Here is a 23,630-nt window from a genome sequence, read left to right as displayed (position 1 = left end):
GCGCCAAGCAGGACCAAAAGTCCTGTTTTCCGGATACGGTTACGAATCACGTTTTACGCCTCCTACGATATAATTGGTTTGTTTATGCCTTCTTCTTACTCTATATCCCTGCTCCTCCCTCCCCCTTAATCCATACCTTCAGAACTTAGACTCCATTTTCTGATAACGCTTTCATTATAATGGTAAGGTTTTTCATTATCGAGAGAAAATGGTTATATTTTGCAGAAGATTGTCTCTAAAAATCGTACCATTTTCACACTTCAGGATACAATTTCACTAAATTTTGATTGAAAATAATTCTGCTGATAAAGAAAACCTCCGGAATAAATCCCAGAGGCTTCTGATATAACTATTCTTCACTAGTATCTACAGGCATAACAATCTCTTTTATACCATTAAAATTGCTGATAGTTGTTTGCAACGTGAGCACTGATTCTGAATTTAAGTTTTCTGATTTCAATGAAGTGAATATTTCTGCCTCCACTTTATGCGGCAAAAGTGTAGTTTTATCCAGCGTATATCTTAGTTTAATCTTGTCTGTCAAATTCTGCTTCATCAATTTCATCGTTTCCTTACTCGCATCGTGAGACGATATCTCTATCGAAAGTATGTATTCTTGTTCCTCCTCAGAAACAACGATCCCCTGAGAATCTACCCGGTACGTGTCTATATAATCATACGGGTCAATAAATCTTTGTGCGATTTGTTTTTCTTTCGCTGGAATATAATCGTCCTGCTTAATAAATAAATCATCCATTACCTTTGTATGATATTCAGTATCCGATATGTATTCTTCTCGTTCCTTTCCTTCCGCAGTCTCCGATTTTAGATATACGGTATAAGGATTTCTAACATAGTCGACATGAAATGAGGCTGCGCTCGACCAATGTTTATCTTCACTTTTTTCCGATTTGCTGGATGTTTCTTCTTGTTTCTCCATTTCTATAGTATAGCTCTCCTGCTTAGCCAGTTCACTCCGAGACATGCTGAGCAGCTCCTCTGCACGCTTATCTCCCTCTCCTTCAGCACCTGATTTAGTGTTCGTTGCACAACCTGTCAAACCTAACATACAAATGATACCGATAAAAACCATTTTTCTGATAAACATATTACTTCCCCTTCACTTCAAATGAAATCCAAATATAACTAAATCTATTTTATCATTATAAAGTTAACAGCTTATATGACGGAAAAGGTAGACATGTGAAAAAACGGCTTAAGATGCACAGTTGTTGCGCTGAATTTAGTGTTTTAATGCAAATCAAAAAAATACCTCCCCCGCCTTTACAGCAGAGAAGGTATTTAAATAATATTATCCAATTCCCTTAGCTCAATGTGTCAACACAAACTCATCCAGCAGCTTTCCATCCACATCATAGGCCTGATAGGTTAATGTCTCCCCGGTAACGTTAATGCCCGCAAACATTTGCTTATTGTTCTGAAAATGCACCGCATGATAGAACTGATCTTCTTTTTTCTCGTTAAATTTCCCTCCAGAAGCGTTGGTCACCACATAGACTGTCCCTCGTTTAGCACCTTTGGAAATCTCACCTTCTGGAACTATTTTTCCGCCACGTAACGGGTAGGATCTGGAGTATTCATGATTATGACCCTGCAGCACTAAATCAACCTCATACGTATCAAAAATATCCGTCCAATTTTCAACTTTCTTATAGGAGTTCCCCCCGTAAGCCGGTCGGTGCATCGCAACGATTTTCCACTTCTTGTCTGTGTTCTTCAGATCTTCCTTTAGCCACTCCGTTTGCTTTTTTAGATTGCTCTCTGTATTCAGTACCGTTACATGCACAGGTCCATAATCGAAGGAATACGAGGTGCCTGCAATTGAACCCTTTGCCCCATTATCCGGCAGGTTGAAGTGTGAAGTATAATACGTTGCATCCTCATCCACCTCATCATGATTGCCTGTTACCGGCATTAACGGAATCCCCGAAATCCAGCCCTGCACATTGCCAAAAAAATCATCCCAGCCTGCCGAATCCTCCGGATTCTCCGTCAAATCGCCGTTATGCACAATAAATTCAGCTTCAGGAAATGTCTGAAAAGCCTTGTTCAGCGTATTTCCCCACAGCTTAAAATCCTCTGCCGTTTCCCCTTGAGAATCCGTTACGTTGATAAAAGACACACTTGCCAGTCCATCTTCTTCCGTTGTAAATTCCGCTGCCGGACTCCATTCTCCTTCAACGCCACTACCCACTCTATAAGTATATAACGTCCCGGGTTCAAGACCCGTAGCTTCCACTTTATGAACACCTTTGGTGCCATTGTCTGTTTTGATGGAACTACTTTTCGCATCTACCCTTTGTACATCCGTATTTGCAAAAGAGGACACTTGTCCCTTTACAATCTCCAGAATGCCTGCTGCACTCGAATCACTTGTATACCAAGTAAACGCGCGGCTTGTGCTCGCATCTCCCTTAAAGGTAGTCACGAGATCATACGGTGCTGGTGAATTTGCATTACTTCCGCTTTTCGATCGTTCCAACCCATAAGCCACTAAAATAACCACAATCACAAGCACTCCTAGGATTATGGCAAATTTATAGTCTCTCATCACGGTACCTCCTTATGAAAATTTCTCTCTAGCCTTCTAAATAAGATAGCCCCCTACAAAGTCAGAAGTCAAATCTGCACACGAATCTTTATACAGACTTTTGTTAACGCAGTGTAAAACATTCAGCAAACATTCAGTCTATTTTAAGTTAAGCATAAGGTCTGTCTCCTAGAATTAGTCAAGCAGGAAGGTTAGCCAGAGATAGAGAGAGAAACGAGGTGTGAAAATGAATAAGAAGCTTCAATTCCGGCATGAACTTAAATTTTTCATTAACTATCATCAATACCTTATATTGCGCCAGCGATTGCAAAGCTTGATTGATAAAGATCAACACGCTAATGAGAGTGGAGAATACCACATTCGGAGTTTGTATTTTGACGATATCAACAACACGGCACTTGCAGACAAGCTCGGCGGTCTCAGAGAGCGGGCCAAATACCGGATTCGCATTTACAACATTCAAGACAACATCATTCACTTTGAGAAAAAAATTAAAATGGACGATTATATCGCCAAAATCAAAGAACCACTAACCCGGCAAATGTACGACGAGATTATGGCGGGCAACTACGAAGTGCTGAACGTCCCGGACAGTCCGCTGTTCATGGAGTTATACGATCAGATGCGCCATAACCTGCTGCGACCCAAGGTCATCGTGGATTATGTTCGCGAGCCTTATGTTTGCCACAACGGAAATGTGCGAATAACGTTCGATAAAGAACTACGTACGGGCCTGCACTCTACGGATATTTTCGATAAGGATTTGCATCCGATTCGGGCGATTGATGAGAACTTCATAATTTTCGAAGTGAAATTCGATGAGTATATTCCGGAGTACATTAAAATCGCGTTGCAGCTGGAGGGACTGAATAGGCAGTCCGCTTCAAAATACGTGATCTGCCGCAAATTCTTAAAAACTAACACTTGGGAGGATTATTGATTATGAATGCATCACTAGCACCGCTAGCAGCTACAACAACGACTACAGATACTACAAATAATTTTTCAGACATTATTAAAAACTCGGTGATCGACAATTTTGTATCTGATATTAGTATCTCCAAGATGCTGATTACCTTGGGCGTAGCTTTTCTGATCGGATACTTCATTTACCTGCTCTACAAACGTGTCTTTAGCGGCGTTTTATATTCCAAAAGCTTTAACGTCTCACTTATGGGCATGACCATGATTACAGCTACTGTCATTATCGCGATTAACTCTAACCTTGTGCTGTCCCTCGGTATGGTCGGCGCATTGTCCATCGTTCGTTTCAGAACACCAATCAAAGATCCAACTGATCTGATCTTCTTGTTCTGGGCAGCTGTAGCAGGGATTGTAACTGGAGCAGGATTTTTCACCTTGGCTATTATCGGTTCGATCATTATCGGCCTTATTTTGTTCCTGTTCATTAAACACTCTTCTATCGAAACGCCATACTTACTGGTCATTAACTGCGACAGTGATGAAAGCGAACGTGAAGTACACAGCCATATCACCAAATCCGTAAAACGCTACAATGTGAAGCAAAAAACAGTCTCCGCAAACAATATTGAATTGACGCTGGAGCTTCGTCTGGATGATAAAGTAGGCGGCTTTGTCAACACAGTCTCTGACCTAAAAGGTGTCAAAAATGCACTCTTGATCAGCTATAGCGGTGACTATGTATCTTAATTACAACGAGATGAAAGGCGGTGCCCCAGATGAAAACCAGAGGTAAGTCAATCCTGCTGAGTTTTTGCTGCCTGCTGCTGGTCATCGCCGTAGCCGGGTGTCAGAATGCAAGTCCGTCTGCAATAAATAATCCAACGTCTGATGCTCAGGACAAGGTCATTTCGAGCGATGAGAAAAAGCTAGACGAGCAGGTCTTTCCAAAAGATAAGGTCGTGGATGTCAAAATCACCTTGGACCCGGACGATTTTCAGGATATGCTGGATAATGCCAGTGCTGAAGAATATAAAATGGCTTCCGTCGAGTACAACGGTATGAAATACGATAATGTAGCTGTACGGACCAAAGGAAATCTCAGTCTCAGAAGCGTAGTACAGATGACAGACTCTGACCGCTACAGCTTCAAAATTTCTTTTGATGAGTATGTTAACCAGAATTTATTCGGCATTACTAAGATCAACCTGAATAATAATTACAGCGATGCTTCTTATATGCGTGAATTTCTGACTTATGAGCTCGCTGAAAGTGTCGGTCTCCCGACGCCGAAATATTCCTTCGTCAATGTGTATGTAAACGATGAACTGAAGGGTTTCTATCTTGCAGTAGAACAGATCAGTGATGCTTATCTGGAACGCAATTTCGGCAACACTTATGGTGCACTTTATAAAGGTGTAATGACCGGTCAGGGCAGTGATTTGACTTGGCTGGGCGATGATCCATCCCTCTATACTGGACTAGAAATGAAATCCGATAAGTCTAACGATGATATTCTTGTCGACATGCTGAATGAGCTAAACAACGGCACCGATTATGAAAAATACATCGACGTAGAGGAATCGCTGAAGTATATCGCTCTAAATGCGGTCACGGGTAATATGGACAGTTATTTAGGTGGAAATAAGCAGAATTATTACTTATATGAAGACGATGGGGTCTTCTCGATTCTGCCGTGGGATTACAATATGGCTTTTGGCGGCATGGGAAGCGCAGATGTGTTAATTGACGAGCCTACCCAAGGTGCGTTGGCAGAACGACCACTGATTGCGAAACTGCTCGCTAATGATGAATACAAAACGAAATATCATGAGATTGTTAGTGAGATGATTACTGGCTATCTAGCGGACGATACGTTCCAGGCTCGGATGGATGAGCTGAACACGATGATTTCCAGCTATGTCAAAGCGGATCCATCCGCCTTCTACACTTTCGAACAGTATGAAAATGGGATAAAGGCTGTTGAGACCTTCATGTCGAACATGGCCACAAGTATCCAGCAGCAGCTCGACGGTACCATTCCTTCCTCCGGTGACGGATCAGGAAGTGGTGGTGGCATGGGCGGCGGTGGCTTTGGTGGCGGCGCTAAAAATGGCGCAGCTCAAGGCGCTGCGGGTGCTGGGCAGGCCACAGGTGCGGATGGCGCTGGGCAGGCCACAGGTGCGGTTGGCGCTACTGGTAATGCTGGCGCAAATGCAGCTGCACCAAATACCGAAGGGCAAGCGGCTACGGGTGGACAGACTGCCCAAGGCGGTGCAGGGGGTGAACCTGGTGCCATGGGCGGACCGGCTATCCCTAATGGCGGCGAGGGGCCTGGCAGTAACTCACAAGCAGCTGCGGGTGGGCAGACTACACAAACAGGGCAAACTGCTCAGGGTGGACAGGCCAACACCAACGGCCAAGCTGCTCAAGAGGGACAGGCCAACACTAACGGGCAAGCTGCTCAAGGTGGACAGGCCAACACTAATGGCCAAGCTGCTCAAGGTGGATTTGACGGCGGCGCGGGTGGTGAGCCTGGTGCTATGGGCGGACCCGCTTTCCCTGAAGGCGGCGGAAATGGCCCTGGCGGTGGCGGCATGGGCGGCGGTGGCTTTGGTGGCGGTATGCCTGGTGGTATGGGCGGTGGCGACTTTGGTGGTGCTGGTACTATGCAGCAAAAAGGCAGCACGAGTGAAGCCATCACAACTGGCGTCGCCATCCTTCTCCTAATACTAACCGCTGCTTTCGTAACCTTTTACAAACGCAAACGGCTGTAGATAAGTAAAAAGTATCCTCATAAACAAATAATTCATGCAAGAAGCCTCCGCCAATAAACGACGGAGGCTTCTTGCATGAACACTATATTCTTGTATCACAACTAGTTCCCGCTTACTCTTTTCGCCCGCGCAATATACTTATGGTTGCTATTAAAAAGGCTAGTAAAGAGATCCCTAATGCGATATAGACCATTGGGTTGACACTGGTGGAGTTGTTCTCGCTTTCCATGATGGCATTATGTTCTTCCATGCTCATGCCATTGTCACTGGAACCATGAGAATGTTCATCCCCACCGGAGGCTTGCACAATCGAAGTAATAGAATGCGGACTTTCTGTTCCTGCCTCACCAGACCACTGCACCAAGCTGCCATCGGCATAATGCTGATAAGCATCCCAAGCAATGTCGCCTGCAGTATCAGGATTCTTTGCTGTGAAATAGAAACGTTGGAATTGCCCTGCTTTAATTCCTTCTCCATTAGCTATCCAGCTAACTTTGTTCCCCTCAATGGTAACATCCCAGCCCGGTGTAGCCTCATATTGCTTGAACTCGGCACCTGCCGGGATTCGTAGATCCACTTGTACAGTCGCCACATCTTTTTCTGAAGGAACTTTAAGTGTGTAAGTCTCCCATGCTCCGGTACTGGATTGTGCTGGTGCTACGGTTACATGCGCGCTAGCCACGGCTGCGAACAACAGAAGTGTTGCAGCGGCTGGTGCGAAGAGTGTCATTATTTTGCGAGATAATCTGTTCATAGTTAGAGTGCCTCTTTCTTTAAGTAATTTTATCATTATTCACTTTCATCTCTATCCTCATATTTACCGCGGAAAATCACGTTTACGTGAAGCAAGCCCCTGCTCCAGAGCATAACGCGTCAGCTGCGTACGATTTTGGAGTTGAAGCTTCTGAAGGATGTTTTTCAGATGGTTTTTTACGGTATGCTCCGAAATCGACAGGCTTATGGCAATCTCTTTATTCGTCGATCCGGAAGACACACAGCTTAAAATCTCCTTCTCCCTTGCCGTCAATGACTCTCCTTCGTCCGTTACTGAAGGAACGGTAAATTCTTTCAAGATTTGAAAAGCCAACTCCCGGCTTAGCGGTGCTTCTTCATTCACAATGGCTTGCAAATATTCAATCCAGGTGGAAGGTGCCAGATTCTTGAGTAAGTACCCTTGTGCGCCTTGCTTCAATGCTTCGAGGAGGTGGGAAATTTCGTCCGATACCGTAACGATAACGATTTTGACATAGGGATATTCCTGCTTGATCCGGCGAGTAGTCTCCAGCCCGTCCATCTCCGGCATCTGAATGTCGATAAGAATGAGATCAGGCATCCACTGGGCCGTGAACGCGATCGCCTCAGGACCACTCTCCACTACACCAATGACCTCAAAACTATCATCCATGGACAAAATCTCACACATCGCCTCACGCGCATGCGCATGATCATCCACAACCAAAACCCGGTACCGGCTCATAAACTTCCCCCTCCTTTCGTAATTTCCACATTTGTCCCCGTATTGCCGGAGCTCACCTGAAGCTTCCATCCCATTCCTTCGACACGTTCCTTCATGATCTGAAGGCCGTAACTTCCGTTCACCTCAAAGGGATCATGCTGAAATCCTTCGCCATTGTCGACAATCGCCACGCTCCAGTTTTTCTCAGTGCCTGCACCTGTGATAGAAACCTTCGCCGCTCTTGTATGCTTACGCACATTAATAATAGCCTCTCGGATACAAGATAGCAGCTCTGCTTTTTCCGAAGGAGAGAGGGCTTCATCCTGTAGACTCCAATCCAAGGAAACCTCAATCATAATCTCGTTAGCCATTTGAGCAAGCTGATCTTTAACCGACTGTTCCAATGAAAAAGAGTGCTGCTCAGACACTGGTACCTTCAGATTGGCGATCGCCTGTCGAACATAACGGTTCACCTCGTGGACGGTCTTTTTGATCTGATCCACATTTTCTTCGCTGACTTCCCCATTCCTGCGGCTTGCTTCCAGACGATCTATTTTGACAGATAAAAGAAATAAAGATTGCGCCATCCCATCATGCAGTTCCTTAGCTAGCCCTTCCCGGGCTTTCATTGCCTCTTTGAGCGCACGTTCCTGCTCCAGCTCCCGCTGATTCCGCTCCATCAGCGAAAACAAAGGGACGAGCAATACAAGAGTGAACAAAAATACGAGGACAGGTGTCAAATAATTCCCCAGATCCATCGAGATATAAGGCATTAGAAACTGATGGCGCACGACCTCCCAGATCCCTACCATTAGCGTTGGCAGTAACAGGATCATATACTTGATTCGGTTATACGTTGCTGTCCCCTCCCGTACATCTTATGATTAACAATATCACCGTCACAATTCTGCTACATGACTCGATCGGGCTATTTAAAGTTCTTATTGTTACAAATTTAAGTATTTTAAAAAAATAATGCTATCCCTCATAATATTATAAGCAATATATAGTGAAAATTTATACTTTCTTATATTGTAGCAAAAAAAAAGATACATCCTTCGATGTATCTGCATCCCAGTTATAGTGGTGATGTGTAGCGTCCGTATTGAATGTCCATTTCTTTAAAAACATTTCCCTCTTTTTTCAGGAAAAATGTGTTTACGCCTTCCGCTCCCCACCACTCCATAGCGAGTAATGGACCTTCAGCAGTTTCCGCCGCAAAAAGAATAGAGAACATCTCAGGTATCACTTCCCCTCCATCATCCACTCTCCAGACGGAAAATTCATCGCCTTGAATGACAGCCGGATAATCCATAAAGGTAAGCCCGGCCTTATCTTCCAGCACGAGACTAAATAACATATCCTGATCCTGTCTAATGAATTGAACGAGATACAGCTGCCGATCACCAGACAGGTCAGCAAGTTTCCAAATGTGCTCTACTTCACGATTTTTCGCAGAAACAATATTCTGCCGCACACTTTCTGCAACATTTAGCGAGGCTTGCTTAACCTCCGTAGGCTTAACAGAGATTAGCGCATTCGCATTAAACTCTGCCTGATCCGTCAGGTAATAGGTCTCATCAGGGGTCGCATTCCCCGCTTCAACCGTATAAAGATACCCTGGCAGATTCACAAAATTGTGAGCCATCTCCCGGCCATTACTGTTCTCCGTACCCTCCTGCCATTTATTCAATTTCACTTTTAGCACTTGCCCATGATCGCCGATCGCCTCATTCAATTGTTGCATTTGCGCATCCAGCCCTTTTTCCTGCCCGGTGACTAAGATGCTCTTGCCAGACTCATCTGCAAAACCAAAATTCGCCTTCAGCTTTTCAGCTTCCAGATAAGCTGCTGGCTGCTGCATGCTTGCCGTTGGTGTCGGCTCTGCACTTGGAGAAGGGGTTGGCTTGTTAGAGCCTGAGCAGCCCGCCAGCAGTAGAACAATAAGGAAACTCACACTGAGCTTATTCATTCCCATTCCTCCAGACGAAACTAAAATATTCCCATACTAAGATACCGTTCCCCTGTGTCAGGTGCAATGCAAAGCACGCGTTTGCCAGCCCCAAGACGACGCGCTTCCTGCAACGCCGCCCATACAGTGGCACCACCGGATGGACCCAGCAGAATTCCTTCTTTTGCAGCCAGCGTTCTTACCGTCTCCAAGGCAGCCTCATCCGCGACTTGAACGATGTCATCGTAGACCTGTGTATTCAAAATGGCGGGTACGAAGCCCGGACTCGTTCCTACCAGCTTATGTGGTCCTGGCTTTCCTCCAGATAATACGGGCGAGCCTTGCGGCTCAACCACAAGAACCCGGATATCAGGTAGATGCTCACGCAAAACCTCACCGGTTCCAGTTATCGTGCCCCCAGTTCCTGATGAAGCAACAAACATGTCCAGCTTACCTTCCATTTGCTCCAGGATTTCCAGAGCGGTCGTTGTCCGGTGAATATCCGGGTTGGCTTTGTTCTCGAATTGCTGTGGAATAAAACTGTTCTCCACTTCTTTTCCCAGCTCAATCGCTTTTGCTATAGCTCCCGGCATCCGTTCTGCTGCGGGCGTCAGCACAACATCCGCACCATAAGCCTTTAGAATATTGATTCGTTCCTTGGTCATATTATCAGGCATGACAAGAATCGCTTTATACCCTTTTGCCGCGGCATTCATCGCTAAGCCTATCCCTGTATTTCCACTAGTCGGCTCAATGATCGTCCCGCCCGGCTTCAGCAAACCTGCTAGCTCGGCTTGCAGGATTAGATTATAAGCTGCCCGGTCTTTTACACTGCCACTTGGATTAAAAAGCTCCAGCTTCACGTATAGTTCTGCATCTTGGGGGCTAGTCAGCCGATTTAATCTTACAACCGGTGTATTCCCAATCAGCTCTGTTATATTGTTAACCACTAAGGATGTCATTTTAGAGCCTCCTTCATTTCTGTACCTTCCATTATTGTAACGTGAGCAGCACCTCCTGTCGATTCAGAACCTTAGTTTCTGCAACCTGAAAACAACCGTCCCCCACGAAAGCGGGAGACGGCTGTTCAGTACTGGCAGCATTTATTTTTAAGGATTAACGTTAATCGTAAAAGTAGACGTATTATTTTTAATATTCGTTACCGTGTTGGTAATCTTCAGATTGTTAAAGGTGGCTGACCCTCTGGCAGGACCTTGCCCAGCCTCAGCCGCTTCATTTACCCAGATGCCCACTCCGGATTTGCTGTCAAAAGCATCTCCACTCTTTTGCGCACCGGAAATTGTGACATTCGTGAAGAGGGTATCTGTCACTGGGAATTGCGGCGTGGAGCCGACATAGTTGGTCTGGAACATGATGCCATGATAGGTTGGATCAATGATATCCACATCACTGACACGAATGCCTTGGAATACCTTAGAGGCTGAGAATACCCAGATTGCCGGGAAGGTCTGTGCACCCCAGAAATGTCCACCTGCACGAACAATGGAAATATTCTCAAAATTCGTTGTCGGTGAAGCGCCAAAGCCGTTCATTGGATACCCGAAGTCAAGTGAGCTGATCGTAATTCCAGAATAGCAAAGCGTGTCAGCAATATAAATGTTGCGGAAGGTATTGGCATATCCGCCATAGACGGCTACACCTGCTGCCCGCCAGGTCAAGATTGAAGTGAGATTCTCATAAATATTATCCTTCATATCTGCACCACCGGAATCAATAGCCGAAAACAATGCAAAGCTATCATCCCCTGTTGCCCGTGCCTCAATATTGGACACGAGATTATTCGTGCTGCCATTCGTCATATTGATGCCGTCAGCGAAGGTGTTGCGGATACGGGAGTTTTTGATCACCATGTAATCCGTATTAGCTCCCCAATACATACACACCTGATGTTCGGTCCAGATGTTATCGATCGTAATATTTGCCACATTGGAGAAATCAAATACTTTACCCGGGCCATCAATACGTGATGTGTAGTTCCCAAAGTAAGCAAAATTCGCAAAAGTAGAGCCGTTAGCGGTATCGCTTGCCCGGAAACCGATATCCGTATTCTCCTGATTCGTTGGAGCGTAAAATCTCGTATACCATGGGCCCGCACCAATGATCTTCACTGCTTTTCCATAGACCTGAAATTTACTGGAGGTCTGATAGTTACCGGCTGGTAAATACACACCTACGAGATTTCCGGTCGTATCCATGCGTACTTTATCTAGCGCATTTTGCACATCCTGATGTGTAAAGCCGGCTGGGACCGTATATTTGGCCGGATCTGGATTGGCAATCGGTGATACCTGCTCCAAACTGATGAAATCAATGGCATACTGCGAGGTATTTGCCACATCCTTTTGCAGTCGAATCGTACTACCTTTCGGAATCGTGCTGTCGAACATAATGTTAGCTTCATCATAAATATGCCGCGGAGAACCCGCGCTTGGTGAATTGCCGGGACTTATCTCTGAACCGTACAGCCATGCATATTTAGAGGTCAGATTAATCGCCTTGGTATAAACTCCGTTCACATAGATGTTCAGTGTAGCATTCGTACCGTCTCCACTCGCCGAATCTGGAATGGAGAAGCGGGTGACCAGTGTATTAGTGTCAGCCTTAGTAGTGAATTCTACATAACTGCCTGTAGTATTCAGTGTGACTGCTCTTCTGCCTGAAGCCTCACCCGCAAGATCTCCAATGGTCCGATTAGCAGTAAGCTTCACAGCCCCGCCACCAATCACACCCTCCTCAGCCTCATACATGTCGTAAGGCATATTGGCTCCACGACCTACAAAAAGAGACTGTGTTTGAATATTATTGGCCTGTTTAACTGGCAGCTCATTAGTGTCTACGGCAATTTCCGTCTTCACAGTATATTTGCCATTAGCTGCTGTCCAAGTGCCAAGACTAACAGGAGGCGCTGTTACTCCACTGCCAATCACGCCGTTATAGGTTCCAGTTAAGGTTTGGAGTACAGCATTCGTAGTAGCATCCAGAACCTTCAAGGTTATGTTATGCGCACCCCCTGCGGATGCTGCTGTCCCTTGATTCTTGATTGCCACCGAGAAGCTGACCACATTGCCGCCTGCTGGATTGCTTGGTGTCCAGCTAACAGGGGAAGCTACTAGATCAGAACTGGATACGGGAGCAATAATAAGAGAATTTGGGCTAGTGAAGCTGTTATTGCCTTCGTTCAATTCAATAACCGTATTATTCTCGTCAACCTTTGCAGTTAAAGTATAGGTAGCAGCATCCTTTGCGCCCATATTTAAAGTGACGTTCGTAGATGCGCCAGCCGCTAATGCCCCCACTGGGCTAGTGCCTACAAGTGTGCTGCCCAAGTAAAAATTCACATTAGTCGCTATGGAAGCTAACGTTCCAAGGTTTTTTACCGTTGCATTTAAAGTAATGGCATTGGTCTCTACTGGAGCTGAAGGTGACCATGTAAGACCGGTTATCGCCAAATCCGGATTAGCAGCTGGTGCACCCATCACTTGGAATTCAGCGATTTGTCCAGCGGTTGAACCAGTATTGGTGGTAATCTTCAACTGTACTTCACTAGCCGTGGCCGTTACCGGAATAGTGACCGTATTGCCAGTTGCCGGATTAAAAGTATACACGGTTGCTGGCACAAGACTAGTAAAGGCTGTTGTATTCTGATTATGCCCAAGCACTTGAATAGTCTGAGTACGTGTGGACCAGGCCGATGATGGATTCAGTTTGAGGACAATGGATGTAATATCGGCATTACTACCCAGGTTTACAGATAATGTATTGGGATAACCTCCTCCTGCTCCTTCCCAGTAAGTAGTTACATCACCGTCATTCGCATTTGTAGGAACAAAGGTAAAGACGGAAGAGGAAGCGTTGATGCTTTTGTTCAAAGCCAGATTGGAACCCGCCCCAGGCGTTGGTGTAACTGTTGGTGTCGGGGTCGGTGTTACCGTTGGAGTTGGTGTAGGTGTTACTGTCGGTGTTGGCGTAGGTGTTACTGTCGGTGTCGGTGTTACCGTCGGTGTCGGTGTTACCGTCGGCGTTGGGGTAGGTGTTGCCGTTGGTGTCGGAGTTGCCGTCGGCGTTGGCGTAGGTGTTGTCGCAGAAGCTGGAGTGACGTTCAAATTATCTAGATTCACATTTCCAGTGTCTCCTGCATCGTACTTATAAGTAATCGTGTTAGCACCAGCATTCAGAGCCAGCGTCTCAATCTTTGTTGACCAAGTATTCCAATTGGCCAGATTCGCAAGTGAGGTTTGCTTAATTTTAGTTCCATTCACATAAACACTAATGGTTTTTGTACTGCCTGATGCATTTGAAAATCTTAATGTAGCATCATAGTTACCAGCAGAAGCCACATTAACGCTAAATGCAGTCGCAGCACCTTGATTTAGGTAACCATCAACAAATCCTGTACCTGTATAACCTGTATGATCCGTGTTAACCTTGGCACCACCGGATAATGCGGCATTCTCCGCTTCATATCCTGAGGATGGAGTTGTAGTTGTATTACCATGAACCTCAAATTCCGCTAACTGTGCTGCTGGCCAGACCGTATTGGATGTGAAATTCAGTTTAACATATCTGATATTCGCAGTTGTAAAGCTGATGGTCACTGTATTGGAATCACTCGTTGGATTAAATGTATAATTGGCGGAATCTACTAAGTTATTGTAAGTTGCATCATCTGTACTTCCTTGCACCGCTAACGTTTGAGTTCTTGTTTCCCAATTCGTTGGCAGCTTTAGTACAACCTGATTCACGCTGCTTGCTGCCCCTAAATCCACTTTAATCCATTGCGGAAAAACACCGCTTGCGCTCTCCCAATACGTTCCTTGGCTGCCGTCATTAGCATTGGCTGCTACGTATACATCACCGAAGGAGCTTGAAGTAATAGTCTTCCCTTGGGCTAAATTCCCCGCGGCTAAACTCACCGAGGGATATAATCCTAACTGACCTACAAATAATATAACAATCAAACAATAAAGTACTGCCGTCTTCCCGGTAAATCTTTTAGAAGCTGCTATCATTGAATAACCACCTTCCAAAATTTTGTGGAGCTATGCAGCAGAAAGGATGCGCTTTCAAAACAGTAGTTTTATAGACATTCGCCTCCTACATTTGAAATGATGGATTACGGATACAAGCTAACTAATAACGCTAATAATATAAGTTATAGGTAGATGGCCGTCGATGGCGATTTCTATGCTTTGTATGTGGAATATTACGTTCAACCAAAAAAAGCCACAGAGAGGTCAAGGGGACTATATTGCCCCTTAACTCTCCGAAGCTTCGTGTTATACATTAAATCTAGCTACCAACCCTTGCAGTCCATGCGCCATTGTACTTAATTCACTTGCAGAGGATGCAATTTGTTCGACTGAAGCCATTTGCTCTTGTGAGGCTGCTGACACATGCTGAGTACTCGCAGCGGTTGTTTCCGAGATTTGCGTAACGTTACGAATTGACTCTACAATCTCATCCGCAGCCGCCGTAATCTCCTCCACGGCTCCAGATACTTCCTGAACCTGTTCGGCGAGTGAATCTATAGATAATCGAATCTCACCGAAGGAACGTCCCGCTTCCTCGATAATCTCCGTACCTCCCTTTACTTCACGCATGCTGCTCATCATCACCTTCATGGCATCATCTGCTTCACTTTGGATCCCAGTCGCCATTTCTGCAATTTGATTGGCGGATTCCGCGGACTGCTCTGCCAGCTTACGGACCTGATCGGCAACCACAGCGAAACCTCTACCTTGTTCACCAGCACGAGCTGCCTCAATCGTCGCATTTAGGGCCAGCATATTCGTCTGCGAAGCGATTCCTTTTATGACTCCTACAATACTGCCAATCTCCTGAGATCGATTCACAAAACCTTGGACTTGCTGTGATAAAGATTGTATGGAGTGATTAATCGATTCCATTTGCTGCCCAGCGGCCTGAAGGGATTCATCTCCTGTAATGGCAAATGCCGCAGAGCGATGGGAGGCTTCCGAAATGTCCTGGACACTGGCAGCAATTTGGCCGATTCCTAGTGATATTTCTGAGATTGTAATTGTATTGGTCTGCAAATCATTCATCTGTTTGGCTGTTCCGGAAGCGACTTCACCCATAATATCCGATATTCGTTCTGTGGCGCCTGCCGTCACTCCACTATCTGACCTAAGCTTTGTAGAGGAACTCGCGAGACTATTTGCTGATAACTTCACCTGTTCAATCATCGTGCCCAGATTATCTGTCATTTTATTAAAGTTAAACGCCAGTTCACCAATCTCATCTTTAGAACGAACACTTAACTTGCGCGTAAGATCGGCATCCCCATCTGCAATTTCCTTCAACTGAGTGTTCACATCACGAAGCGGTTTAATAATTCGTCCAGAAATTAGCAGCGCAAGGATCACCGCGAGCACTACCGACAATCCGGTCACACCAAAGCTAGTAATCAAACCGTTATTACGATGCGAATTTGCCAGGCTTTGTCCATTCTCTATTTCCTCCATGAGCATGTTCTGAAACACAATCTGAGATTCAATCATAGCGTCTAATGACAGGTTCGTGAATTTCTTCTGCGCTTCCGGGAAGTTGCCTTCCTTAGCTAAGGCAAAAGCTTCCTTCAGAACGATTAAATAATCATTCCATTTGCTCTTCAGCTCAGCTACACCCTTTAACTCAGCTTCACTTAATCGGGCATTCTCCAGCTCTGTAATAGCATTTTCAATCAATGGGAGCATTTCTTCATACTGCGCCAGATAGGAATTCCGCTCATCATCTGTGTTGCTCATCACATAACGAGCACCCAGCTCATCTGCGGTACGAATCTTATCCGTTAAGCCTTGAACAAGTGACAGCTTGTCCCAGTTACGATTAACCTGATCTGTCAATTGGGTAACCTTCCCCTGAAACAATGTGTTTCCGGCTATCGCCACTAGAAAGACTATGATCACAGCAGTAAATCCTAAGACTATTTTCCCACGGATACTTTTCACCATCGGTTTTCCTCATCTCTATATGTATGTAGGTCTATTTGGTACTTTTATCCTACTAGCTCTCCCTTAAGCCTCTCTGAATTTGAACTGAATGTTTGCTTAAAAAAACAAAAAGACCCCTATTTCCGGCCGAGGGCAGGAACTAATGGTCTTTTGAGATCTTTTTATTCGTATAAATTTCCGTTAGCCAGCTCTGCCAGCTTCGATTCATCCAGTACGCTTAAGCGTCCACGATTTCGTGTAATGATTCCTTCATCAATAAAACGCCGTACGATTCGATTAAGATGCCGATAGCTTGTACCAAGCAATTCTGCTGTCTCAATAAGACTTGAGGTCCGAATCTCCTCCACCCGCCGGTCACCATTTTTATCCGCGAACAAAGACATTAAATAACTGGCAAATCGATTCTCCACAGGATACAACAGGTTAAGTGCAGAGGCTTGACCGAGCGTATGCAATTTGTGACTAAGTTCTCCGACGAGAAAACGTAACAACGCTGTGTTTTCCTCAAGCTCTCTCAGGAGTAGTCTTCTCCCTGCAAAAAGAATCAAGCTCTCACCCACAGACTCCACTTGATTCTTAACAGGGAACCGGTGAAGCAGCTCTACATCCCCAATCACAGATATCGGATTTGTAAACCGCACCAGCATAGATTTGCCATTTGGCAGCAAGGTCTGGATTTTGAGCTTGCCCTCAACCAATATGAACATCCCATCCAATTGATCGCCAACCAGACACAGCTTTTCTTCATCCGCGTAACGTCTCAACTCCATTTTATGCGTTACCAGCGGGCTAAATATTCCGTCCAGACCGTTCTTCACTGCCAAGGCACGGACAGCCTCACGGTCATTTATCGTCTGCATGTAGTGCCCCCTCTATTGTTTGCTCCAGTGTAATTTAGAATACCCCACAAAAAAAGGACATATGTCCTTTTTAATGAGGTTTTCCTATGACACTTTACATTACAACAGAATCCACACAATAACGAATCATATCTACCTTCTGATCCTGCAGCCAAAATTCAATACTCCGATGGTTGATTTTATCCACGTATCCGATAATCTCAGCCCCTTGCTCCCCTCTTTTATAATAAGAAGTGCCATAAGCCTTGATCACTTCGTCTGCTGAAGCTCCAATATGAATATCTCTTGCCGTACTCATCGTATGATCGGAATAGACGCTAATTAGAATGATCTTATCATCACCACGTGCTGTGGCTATTGTTGTCTCGTGACCCAGATCATAATACTGATACCGCTCTATATCATTATTTGGCTTAGGTTCCCTAGCGATTGAATCAAGGCTTTGAAGCAGCTGAATGCCGCCCAGACTTTCCTGTTCAAGATGGGTGCTGGAAACACGCGAGTAATGATTTTGTTTGGGCGCATTGTATAAATAGATATGATAGATCCCGTAACTTAAACCTACCGTAATAAAAATAATGATAAATGACCAGCCTCTTTTAAATGGCTTTTTCCTCACTGACCTCACACCTTCTTCTTACCTTTACTGTGCAAAATATTCAGCCAGCTCACGCTGCGCCAGATATTGCGGGAAATTAAACGACTGCCATGCCTGCTCACGCTTATTGAGTTCTCTCCATTCATTCTTTAAAAAATCATCCAGCATCCCATCTTCCTGTTCACTAAACTTTATCAGAGAAGGGATGACCTCCGGAGATAAACGGACCAAATAATTGGCATCCAATTTACCACTTGCCGCATAACGATCCATATTTTTATTAGCGATAATAACATCCATCCCGATATAGTTCATGACGACGTAGGAGATCAAGCCCAGCACAATATAACATTTCGCCAATGGCACACGCTGAACAGCTATCCGTAAGGCTGCAACCACCAACAATAAGCCCATAAATATCATAAATGCATGCACTAAAAACCGAGTCGTGGTATAGCCATACACCTCTTCATAAAGAGTCAGACGGGTATAGGCGGAATATAGCATAACTGTCGAGCAACCAACCAGAATGTAGAGCAGAACATTAATAAATTTTTGCAGCCCTCCACTTCTTTTTCCTTCCGACACCAAAGCCAGCAGCAAAATCACGAAATTAATCGCAGCCACCATAATCAGCTCAAAAAATCCACTACGTGCGTAATCAGCATATGAGCTGCCCTCTGGTAAAATCCCTTCCCATGCTCCAAACAAGTAAGAAAACTGTACGAAAACAAACAATACATATACCGTGTTAATGGCTATAAGAATCGTCGTCATAATTATCGGATCCATTTTAAAGCTTACAGGCGCCAGCACTGGACCATATTCCTTAGGCTGCATATTCCAGTCATAGATTTTCGAATCCACATACCCCCACACTAAGCCGAACAAGCCCATGCCCAGCAGGATAATCCACAGCACCCGCACAAAACTTTCCCCAAATGAAATCCGATCCAGCACATTCGGCAGCGCCAGCAGTACATGATGAAACACTCCGTCCGCTGAGGACAGCAGAGTAACTACAACCAGCAATATTGGAAAAGAGATCGCAAGTCCTATCAGCACTTTCCCCATAACCTGCTTACGCTCGTCCTTCATTTTACTGCCGCCAGTCCTTTTAATGATCGTAAACACAGTGCTCCAATGGCGGAAATTCTGTGGAAGCACATGCTCCAGCGTGTTCCCCACTAATCCAAGCCGGCTCCAAGCCGGCCGTTTATCACTAAGCAAATAAGTCATATGTAATAAAATCAACACCGGGATCACCAGCAGGTTCAGCCCAAAGAAGAAAAAATTATGAAAGAATAAATAGGTTAATGAAAGTAGAAATATCGCTCCAAACCAGAAGTAACTGAATTTGTTGAGCTTGCGGATTTTAGCCTTGGCATAATAAAGCATGAACGCATAGAACAGACACACAAAGATTGGATACGATAGGCCCGCCAGCTTTCCATAAAATAAATACTGATGAACTATTGCCAGTAAGAACGCCGCAAGCAAAGCAGCAAGCGATCGATTAAGCCTAAGTCCCGTTCCCGTTTCCATTTCCATTTCCTCGGTCATGGTAATTACCCCCATTTTCTTACTTTCTGATCCTTATTTTACGTGATAAAATAAGAAAAAAAAGAGAAAGAATTTATTTATAATTTCCTATTTTCCGAGAGGAACCAAAACAATGAAGCTGCATAGCCAATTTTTAAAGCTGCAATCTCATTTTGGGGGAGCCACAGAAATCTCAGTGACGATGGATGAGTTGGCATTGATTTTCGGCTGTACACACCGCAATGCCCTGCATATTGTGAATAAAATGATGTTGCAGGAATGGATCAAATGGACGCCTAAGCGTGGGCGGGGAAGCCGCTCTTTGCTGCAATTTCTTGTTCCCTCCGAAGAAATTGCCCTTCAATCCATGATGCAGGCGATTAGCCGCAAAGATGTCCACAACGCTATAGAAGGCATCAAAACCCATGCCAGCTCCACCTCACTGCAGGATACACTGCAGGGTTGGCTGCTGACCTATTTTGGGCATCATTCTGAAATTCGTAGTGACAAACAAATTGATACTCTCCGGCTGCCTATTACCCAGCAGCTCCATACCTTCGATCCGCTCTATATGAATCTGCTGGCAGAGTCATTTGTTTCCAGCCATGTTTTCGACGGGTTAGTGAAACGAAGCGGTGAACGGGACAAAATTGTTCCCTGTCTGGCTCACGCCTGGGAAGTCGATGAGAGCCGGACGCTCTGGACTTTTTTTCTGCGCAAAGAGGTGTTATTCCATCATGGAAAAGTGCTGACAGCCAAGGATGTAGTCTATTCCCTGGGACGGTTGATGCAAACCTCTAAACGGACACTCTATAGCTATATTTTCAAAGAAATCCAGCGGGTCATCGCATTAAATCCATCCACCGTTCAAATTACGCTTAAGCAGCCTAATGAACTATTTCTGCCATTTTTGTGCACGAGCAGAGCCGCAATTGTACCGCGTGATTTAGAAGGAATGGATGAGCAGAGCTTTGGCCGTAGACCCGTGGGGACTGGCCCCTTTAAGGTTGTGGATATGACCGAGGACACTTGTGTGCTGGAGGTTTTTCCTTATTATTTTCAAGGACGGGCTCATTTAGATCGGGTTGAAATCCTTTATGTCCCGTGGGATACCGAAACGTCATCCTCTGATACGGGTTCTGCTTTTCACGTGATTCAGAATCCCTCATCCGCCAGTTCTTCGACCTGGAGCCGAATTCATTCGGAGTCTTCCATTCGGAAATTCGTCACCTGCAATACGCAAAAAAAGGGACCGCTAAGCGATCCCCTGCTTCGGGCAAAAATAGTCTCCTGTTTAAAAGACGATTCAGCGTCCATCGAGCAAGAAGCGATAAAAGATCAAGAAATCACGTTGCAAATCTCTACGATTCCACAATATGCTGGCGATGCTGATTTTATTGCCACTAGACTAGAGCAACAAGGTTATAAATGCAATGTCATTTCCGTGTCTCCAGAGGAATTTAAAGGTCCGATTCGGCTGGAATCAGACCTGATTGTTTTCTCATTATTCCGTGACGAGGATGAACAACTTCGTTTGTTTGATCTATACCTCACACTCTCTAAGCATATTGAACCGCATACTAGAGCGGATATTGAAGGCTGGCTGTATACCATCGCGCGTGAACCTAATCCGGTGGCCCGAGCGGAAAGTTTCAGTATCATCGAGAACCGTCTGATTGAAGAGCACCACCTACATATTTTGTATGAAAAACCTACTCAGACTGCTTATCTCCCTTCTGTCCGTGGAGTTAGCTTCAATAGCCAGGGTTGGGTTGATCTTCGTCATGTCTGGTTTCCGCCACTGCTCTCTAGCAGCACGAATTGATCTGCTTGAAATAAAAAATGCGGAAATCCAGAGCTTGCGCAGGATTTCCGCATTTGCGATAAAGCTAATTATAAAGCTGCTGTTTTAGTCGTAGCTGTAACTGTAGAAGTCCCTGCATCCCACTTCACATCCATGTTCAATCCCTCGGAAATAAATCTTACCGGAACCAGTGTCCGATTTCCGATAATTTGCGGAGGAACGTCGAGTGTGAGTGCTTTGCCATTGATGTAAGCAGTCTTGCTGCCAATGGCCATTACGATCGTTGTATTGTCTTTTACTGCGGTGATTTTCTTAGTCGTTTGATCCATGGTTACTGTAGCACCCAGAGCATTAAAGATTGCATTCACTGGCACCAGCACCCGGCCATCCTTATTCACAGGAAGCTGATCTGCAAAGCTGACCGCTGTTCCGTTTAAAAGTACGGATATTCCCTTAGTGCCCGTCGTGTTCGGATTCGTTGTTGATGGTGTTGTAGTTACAGAGGGAAGAGGTGTGACGTTAAGTCCTAGCTGGCCTTGCAGATTAGCGAGTCTGTTCAGCGCAAAGGTCATAATCGAACCTGCAGCCATTGTGCCCATACCTTGTCCCCCGCCTCCAGCGTTACCTGTTGGAGGTGTAGGATTACCATCAGTCGCAGTCGCTGTATTATCAGGACGTGCTGGCGGTGTCGTTCCATCCGGAGGTGTCATACCCTCCATCCCTTCAGGAGGAGTCATGCCTTCCATCCCAGCTGGCGGAGTCATTCCTCCACTACCACCCATTTCACCTGTTGCTGAATAAGTAACATTACTTTCAAATTGTTCCATGGTATAAAATTTGGTTGGGTCTGCTTGAACGTAAGGTTTGATTAAGGTAGCCAATTCAGTAATTCTGCTCTGAATTCCTTCCAAATAATCAACCAGCTCAGATACATATTTCAGGTATTTAGTCTTATATTCAGGCACTTCCAACAGATTAGCAATCATTGGGACCTGATCTAAACTTATCCCAAGCGTTGGATTATCAATTGATGCAGTTACTGCGTTGGTATTGGCTGCAAGGGTTGTTGCCGATGTAGAAGTTGTGCCCGCAGCAGCTGTTGTATCTGTTGTACCTGTTCTGCCGCCTCCGCCACCAGAATACCCGTTAAAGGACATGTTCATATCCCATGGAAGTACACTAAATTTACCGGATGCATCCCCGTACAACATATAATTATGACCTTTATCCCCGTTATAGCTGTCATAGTTACCCAATACAGCATTAGCGGCAATATACTTCAGTGCCGAATCCACATCTAGCACACTTTCAATAGAACCCTTCTCACCGGCAGGCATCTCATTCAGCACCTTGATGAAGTTCTTTAACGAAGCTTTATCATCTTCTTTACCTGTATCATAAGTTATCGTTTCGTAGTCACTGCCTTCTTTGTACTGCAGATAACTTTTTTCTTCTGTATCATACAGAACACCATCGTCATAATTTTCTCCATAGGTACGTTCTAGATAGCTATCATCTATCGCTTCCACACCTACATAAAAACCATATAATTCTCCGTTGATATACAGGTTGGTGAACACAGTCAAAGGTGCATCCACACCAACAGAACGAAGCGCTTCGTAATGTAAATATTCACGAATATACGAAGGGTCCGAGAAATTATTGTTCAATACCATTTTATCAAGACCAAGTAACGTTTGCTTCTTATCATATTTATCAAATTTCAGCCGGAAGCTGTATCTATCCGAGTCTGTCATACTGGCTACCGATTTTAACGTCAGATTCCCTTTAGTAGAAAATCCAACATTTTCAACAACATTCCCGTCAACTTCAACCTTAACTTTTTTGTATTCTTTTTCGAGGGGACTTGCTAATATACTTTTCCAATCCGCATCATCAATCGTTACTTTAACATCAATGATTCTGTCACCCGCGAACAGGGATTCATACGCTTTCGTTACACCTGCATCCGCCGCACTAACTACGGGCGTGTTTCCAGCAACACCAAACGCCGTTGAGACGATAGCAAGACTTAGTGTAGCTGCCATGAACTTTCTCAGCAAATTTTTCTTCTTCACCATGTGTAATCCTCCTTGAAGTACAGATTTATGTTTTCGCAGTTCAAGGAGATTGTAAAATATGAATCTGAATATACGC

The 23,630-nt window shown here is 45.0% G+C and carries 17 protein-coding genes; 4 read left to right on the top strand and 13 right to left on the bottom strand.

The features are described 5' to 3' along the window. Nucleotides 1-349: 349 nt before the first annotated feature. Complete coding sequence (locus NST94_RS11205) at nucleotides 350-1,108, bottom strand: DUF6612 family protein (protein WP_339281967.1); 759 nt, start codon at nucleotides 1,106-1,108, stop codon at nucleotides 350-352. Nucleotides 1,109-1,330: 222 nt separating this feature from the next. Then, a complete protein-coding gene (locus NST94_RS11200) occupies nucleotides 1,331-2,572 on the bottom strand; it encodes a metallophosphoesterase family protein (RefSeq protein ID WP_339281966.1) in 1,242 nt (413 codons plus the stop codon). 226 nt (nucleotides 2,573-2,798) lie between these two features. Here NST94_RS11200 and NST94_RS11195 point away from each other — a divergent pair, with 226 nt between their 5' ends. The 3 genes from NST94_RS11195 to NST94_RS11185 are packed head-to-tail and all read left to right on the top strand — an operon-like array spanning nucleotide 2,799 to nucleotide 6,270. Further along, nucleotides 2,799-3,512 carry a polyphosphate polymerase domain-containing protein gene (locus NST94_RS11195; protein WP_036683495.1) on the top strand — a complete coding sequence of 238 codons (714 nt, stop codon included), beginning with the start codon at nucleotides 2,799-2,801 and terminating at the stop codon, nucleotides 3,510-3,512. A gap of 2 nt (nucleotides 3,513-3,514) precedes the next feature. Then, entirely contained in the window at nucleotides 3,515-4,243 is a 729-nt protein-coding gene (locus tag NST94_RS11190; RefSeq protein WP_036683492.1) for a DUF4956 domain-containing protein, read from the top strand. A gap of 29 nt (nucleotides 4,244-4,272) precedes the next feature. Continuing rightward, entirely contained in the window at nucleotides 4,273-6,270 is a 1,998-nt protein-coding gene (locus NST94_RS11185; protein WP_339281965.1) for a CotH kinase family protein, read from the top strand. 112 nt (nucleotides 6,271-6,382) lie between these two features. Here the strand turns inward: NST94_RS11185 and NST94_RS11180 are convergent, their stop codons facing one another. From NST94_RS11180 to NST94_RS11135, 10 genes are all read right to left on the bottom strand, one after another. Next, nucleotides 6,383-7,024, bottom strand: coding sequence for a DUF1775 domain-containing protein (locus tag NST94_RS11180; RefSeq protein ID WP_076130655.1), 642 nt, complete (start codon nucleotides 7,022-7,024; stop codon nucleotides 6,383-6,385). Between the two features lie 63 nt (nucleotides 7,025-7,087). Then, nucleotides 7,088-7,747: a response regulator transcription factor gene (locus tag NST94_RS11175; RefSeq protein WP_038570057.1), complete on the bottom strand. Its 660-nt coding sequence runs from the start codon at nucleotides 7,745-7,747 to the stop codon at nucleotides 7,088-7,090. After that, on the bottom strand, nucleotides 7,744-8,562 hold the full coding sequence (locus NST94_RS11170; RefSeq protein ID WP_076130653.1) for a histidine kinase: 819 nt from the start codon (nucleotides 8,560-8,562) through the stop codon (nucleotides 7,744-7,746). The genes NST94_RS11175 and NST94_RS11170 overlap by 4 nt, the downstream gene beginning before the upstream one ends. A 242-nt stretch (nucleotides 8,563-8,804) precedes the next feature. After that, the gene (locus NST94_RS11165) at nucleotides 8,805-9,698 is read right to left on the bottom strand and encodes a hypothetical protein (RefSeq protein ID WP_339281964.1); all 894 of its coding nucleotides are present in this window, start codon (nucleotides 9,696-9,698) and stop codon (nucleotides 8,805-8,807) included. Between the two features lie 20 nt (nucleotides 9,699-9,718). After that, the gene (gene cysK / locus NST94_RS11160; RefSeq protein ID WP_076193883.1) at nucleotides 9,719-10,639 is read right to left on the bottom strand and encodes a cysteine synthase A; all 921 of its coding nucleotides are present in this window, start codon (nucleotides 10,637-10,639) and stop codon (nucleotides 9,719-9,721) included. A 147-nt stretch (nucleotides 10,640-10,786) separates the two neighbouring features. Next, nucleotides 10,787-14,707 (bottom strand): discoidin domain-containing protein, encoded by a 3,921-nt coding sequence (locus NST94_RS11155; protein ID WP_339281963.1) that lies wholly within the window; start codon nucleotides 14,705-14,707, stop codon nucleotides 10,787-10,789. Nucleotides 14,708-14,974: 267 nt separating this feature from the next. After that, nucleotides 14,975-16,669, bottom strand: a complete 1,695-nt coding sequence (locus NST94_RS11150; RefSeq protein ID WP_076193881.1) for a methyl-accepting chemotaxis protein — start codon at nucleotides 16,667-16,669, stop codon at nucleotides 14,975-14,977. A 161-nt stretch (nucleotides 16,670-16,830) separates the two neighbouring features. After that, nucleotides 16,831-17,529 carry a cyclic nucleotide-binding domain-containing protein gene (locus tag NST94_RS11145; RefSeq protein WP_036683474.1) on the bottom strand — a complete coding sequence of 233 codons (699 nt, stop codon included), beginning with the start codon at nucleotides 17,527-17,529 and terminating at the stop codon, nucleotides 16,831-16,833. Between the two features lie 94 nt (nucleotides 17,530-17,623). Next, nucleotides 17,624-18,148 (bottom strand): hypothetical protein, encoded by a 525-nt coding sequence (locus NST94_RS11140; RefSeq protein WP_076130648.1) that lies wholly within the window; start codon nucleotides 18,146-18,148, stop codon nucleotides 17,624-17,626. Nucleotides 18,149-18,172: 24 nt separating this feature from the next. After that, on the bottom strand, nucleotides 18,173-19,690 hold the full coding sequence (locus NST94_RS11135) for a DUF4173 domain-containing protein (protein WP_339281962.1): 1,518 nt from the start codon (nucleotides 19,688-19,690) through the stop codon (nucleotides 18,173-18,175). A 112-nt stretch (nucleotides 19,691-19,802) separates the two neighbouring features. Here NST94_RS11135 and NST94_RS11130 point away from each other — a divergent pair, with 112 nt between their 5' ends. Further along, nucleotides 19,803-21,494, top strand: coding sequence for an ABC transporter substrate-binding protein (locus tag NST94_RS11130; protein ID WP_076303024.1), 1,692 nt, complete (start codon nucleotides 19,803-19,805; stop codon nucleotides 21,492-21,494). A gap of 68 nt (nucleotides 21,495-21,562) precedes the next feature. Here the strand turns inward: NST94_RS11130 and NST94_RS11125 are convergent, their stop codons facing one another. Next, nucleotides 21,563-23,554, bottom strand: coding sequence for a CotH kinase family protein (locus NST94_RS11125; RefSeq protein ID WP_076187352.1), 1,992 nt, complete (start codon nucleotides 23,552-23,554; stop codon nucleotides 21,563-21,565). Nucleotides 23,555-23,630: the final 76 nt, after the last annotated feature.

Source organism: Paenibacillus sp. FSL H8-0282 (assembly GCF_037963825.1).
Classification (GTDB): domain Bacteria; phylum Bacillota; class Bacilli; order Paenibacillales; family Paenibacillaceae; genus Paenibacillus_AQ; species Paenibacillus_AQ odorifer.
This window is presented reverse-complemented; position numbering and strand designations above follow the sequence as displayed.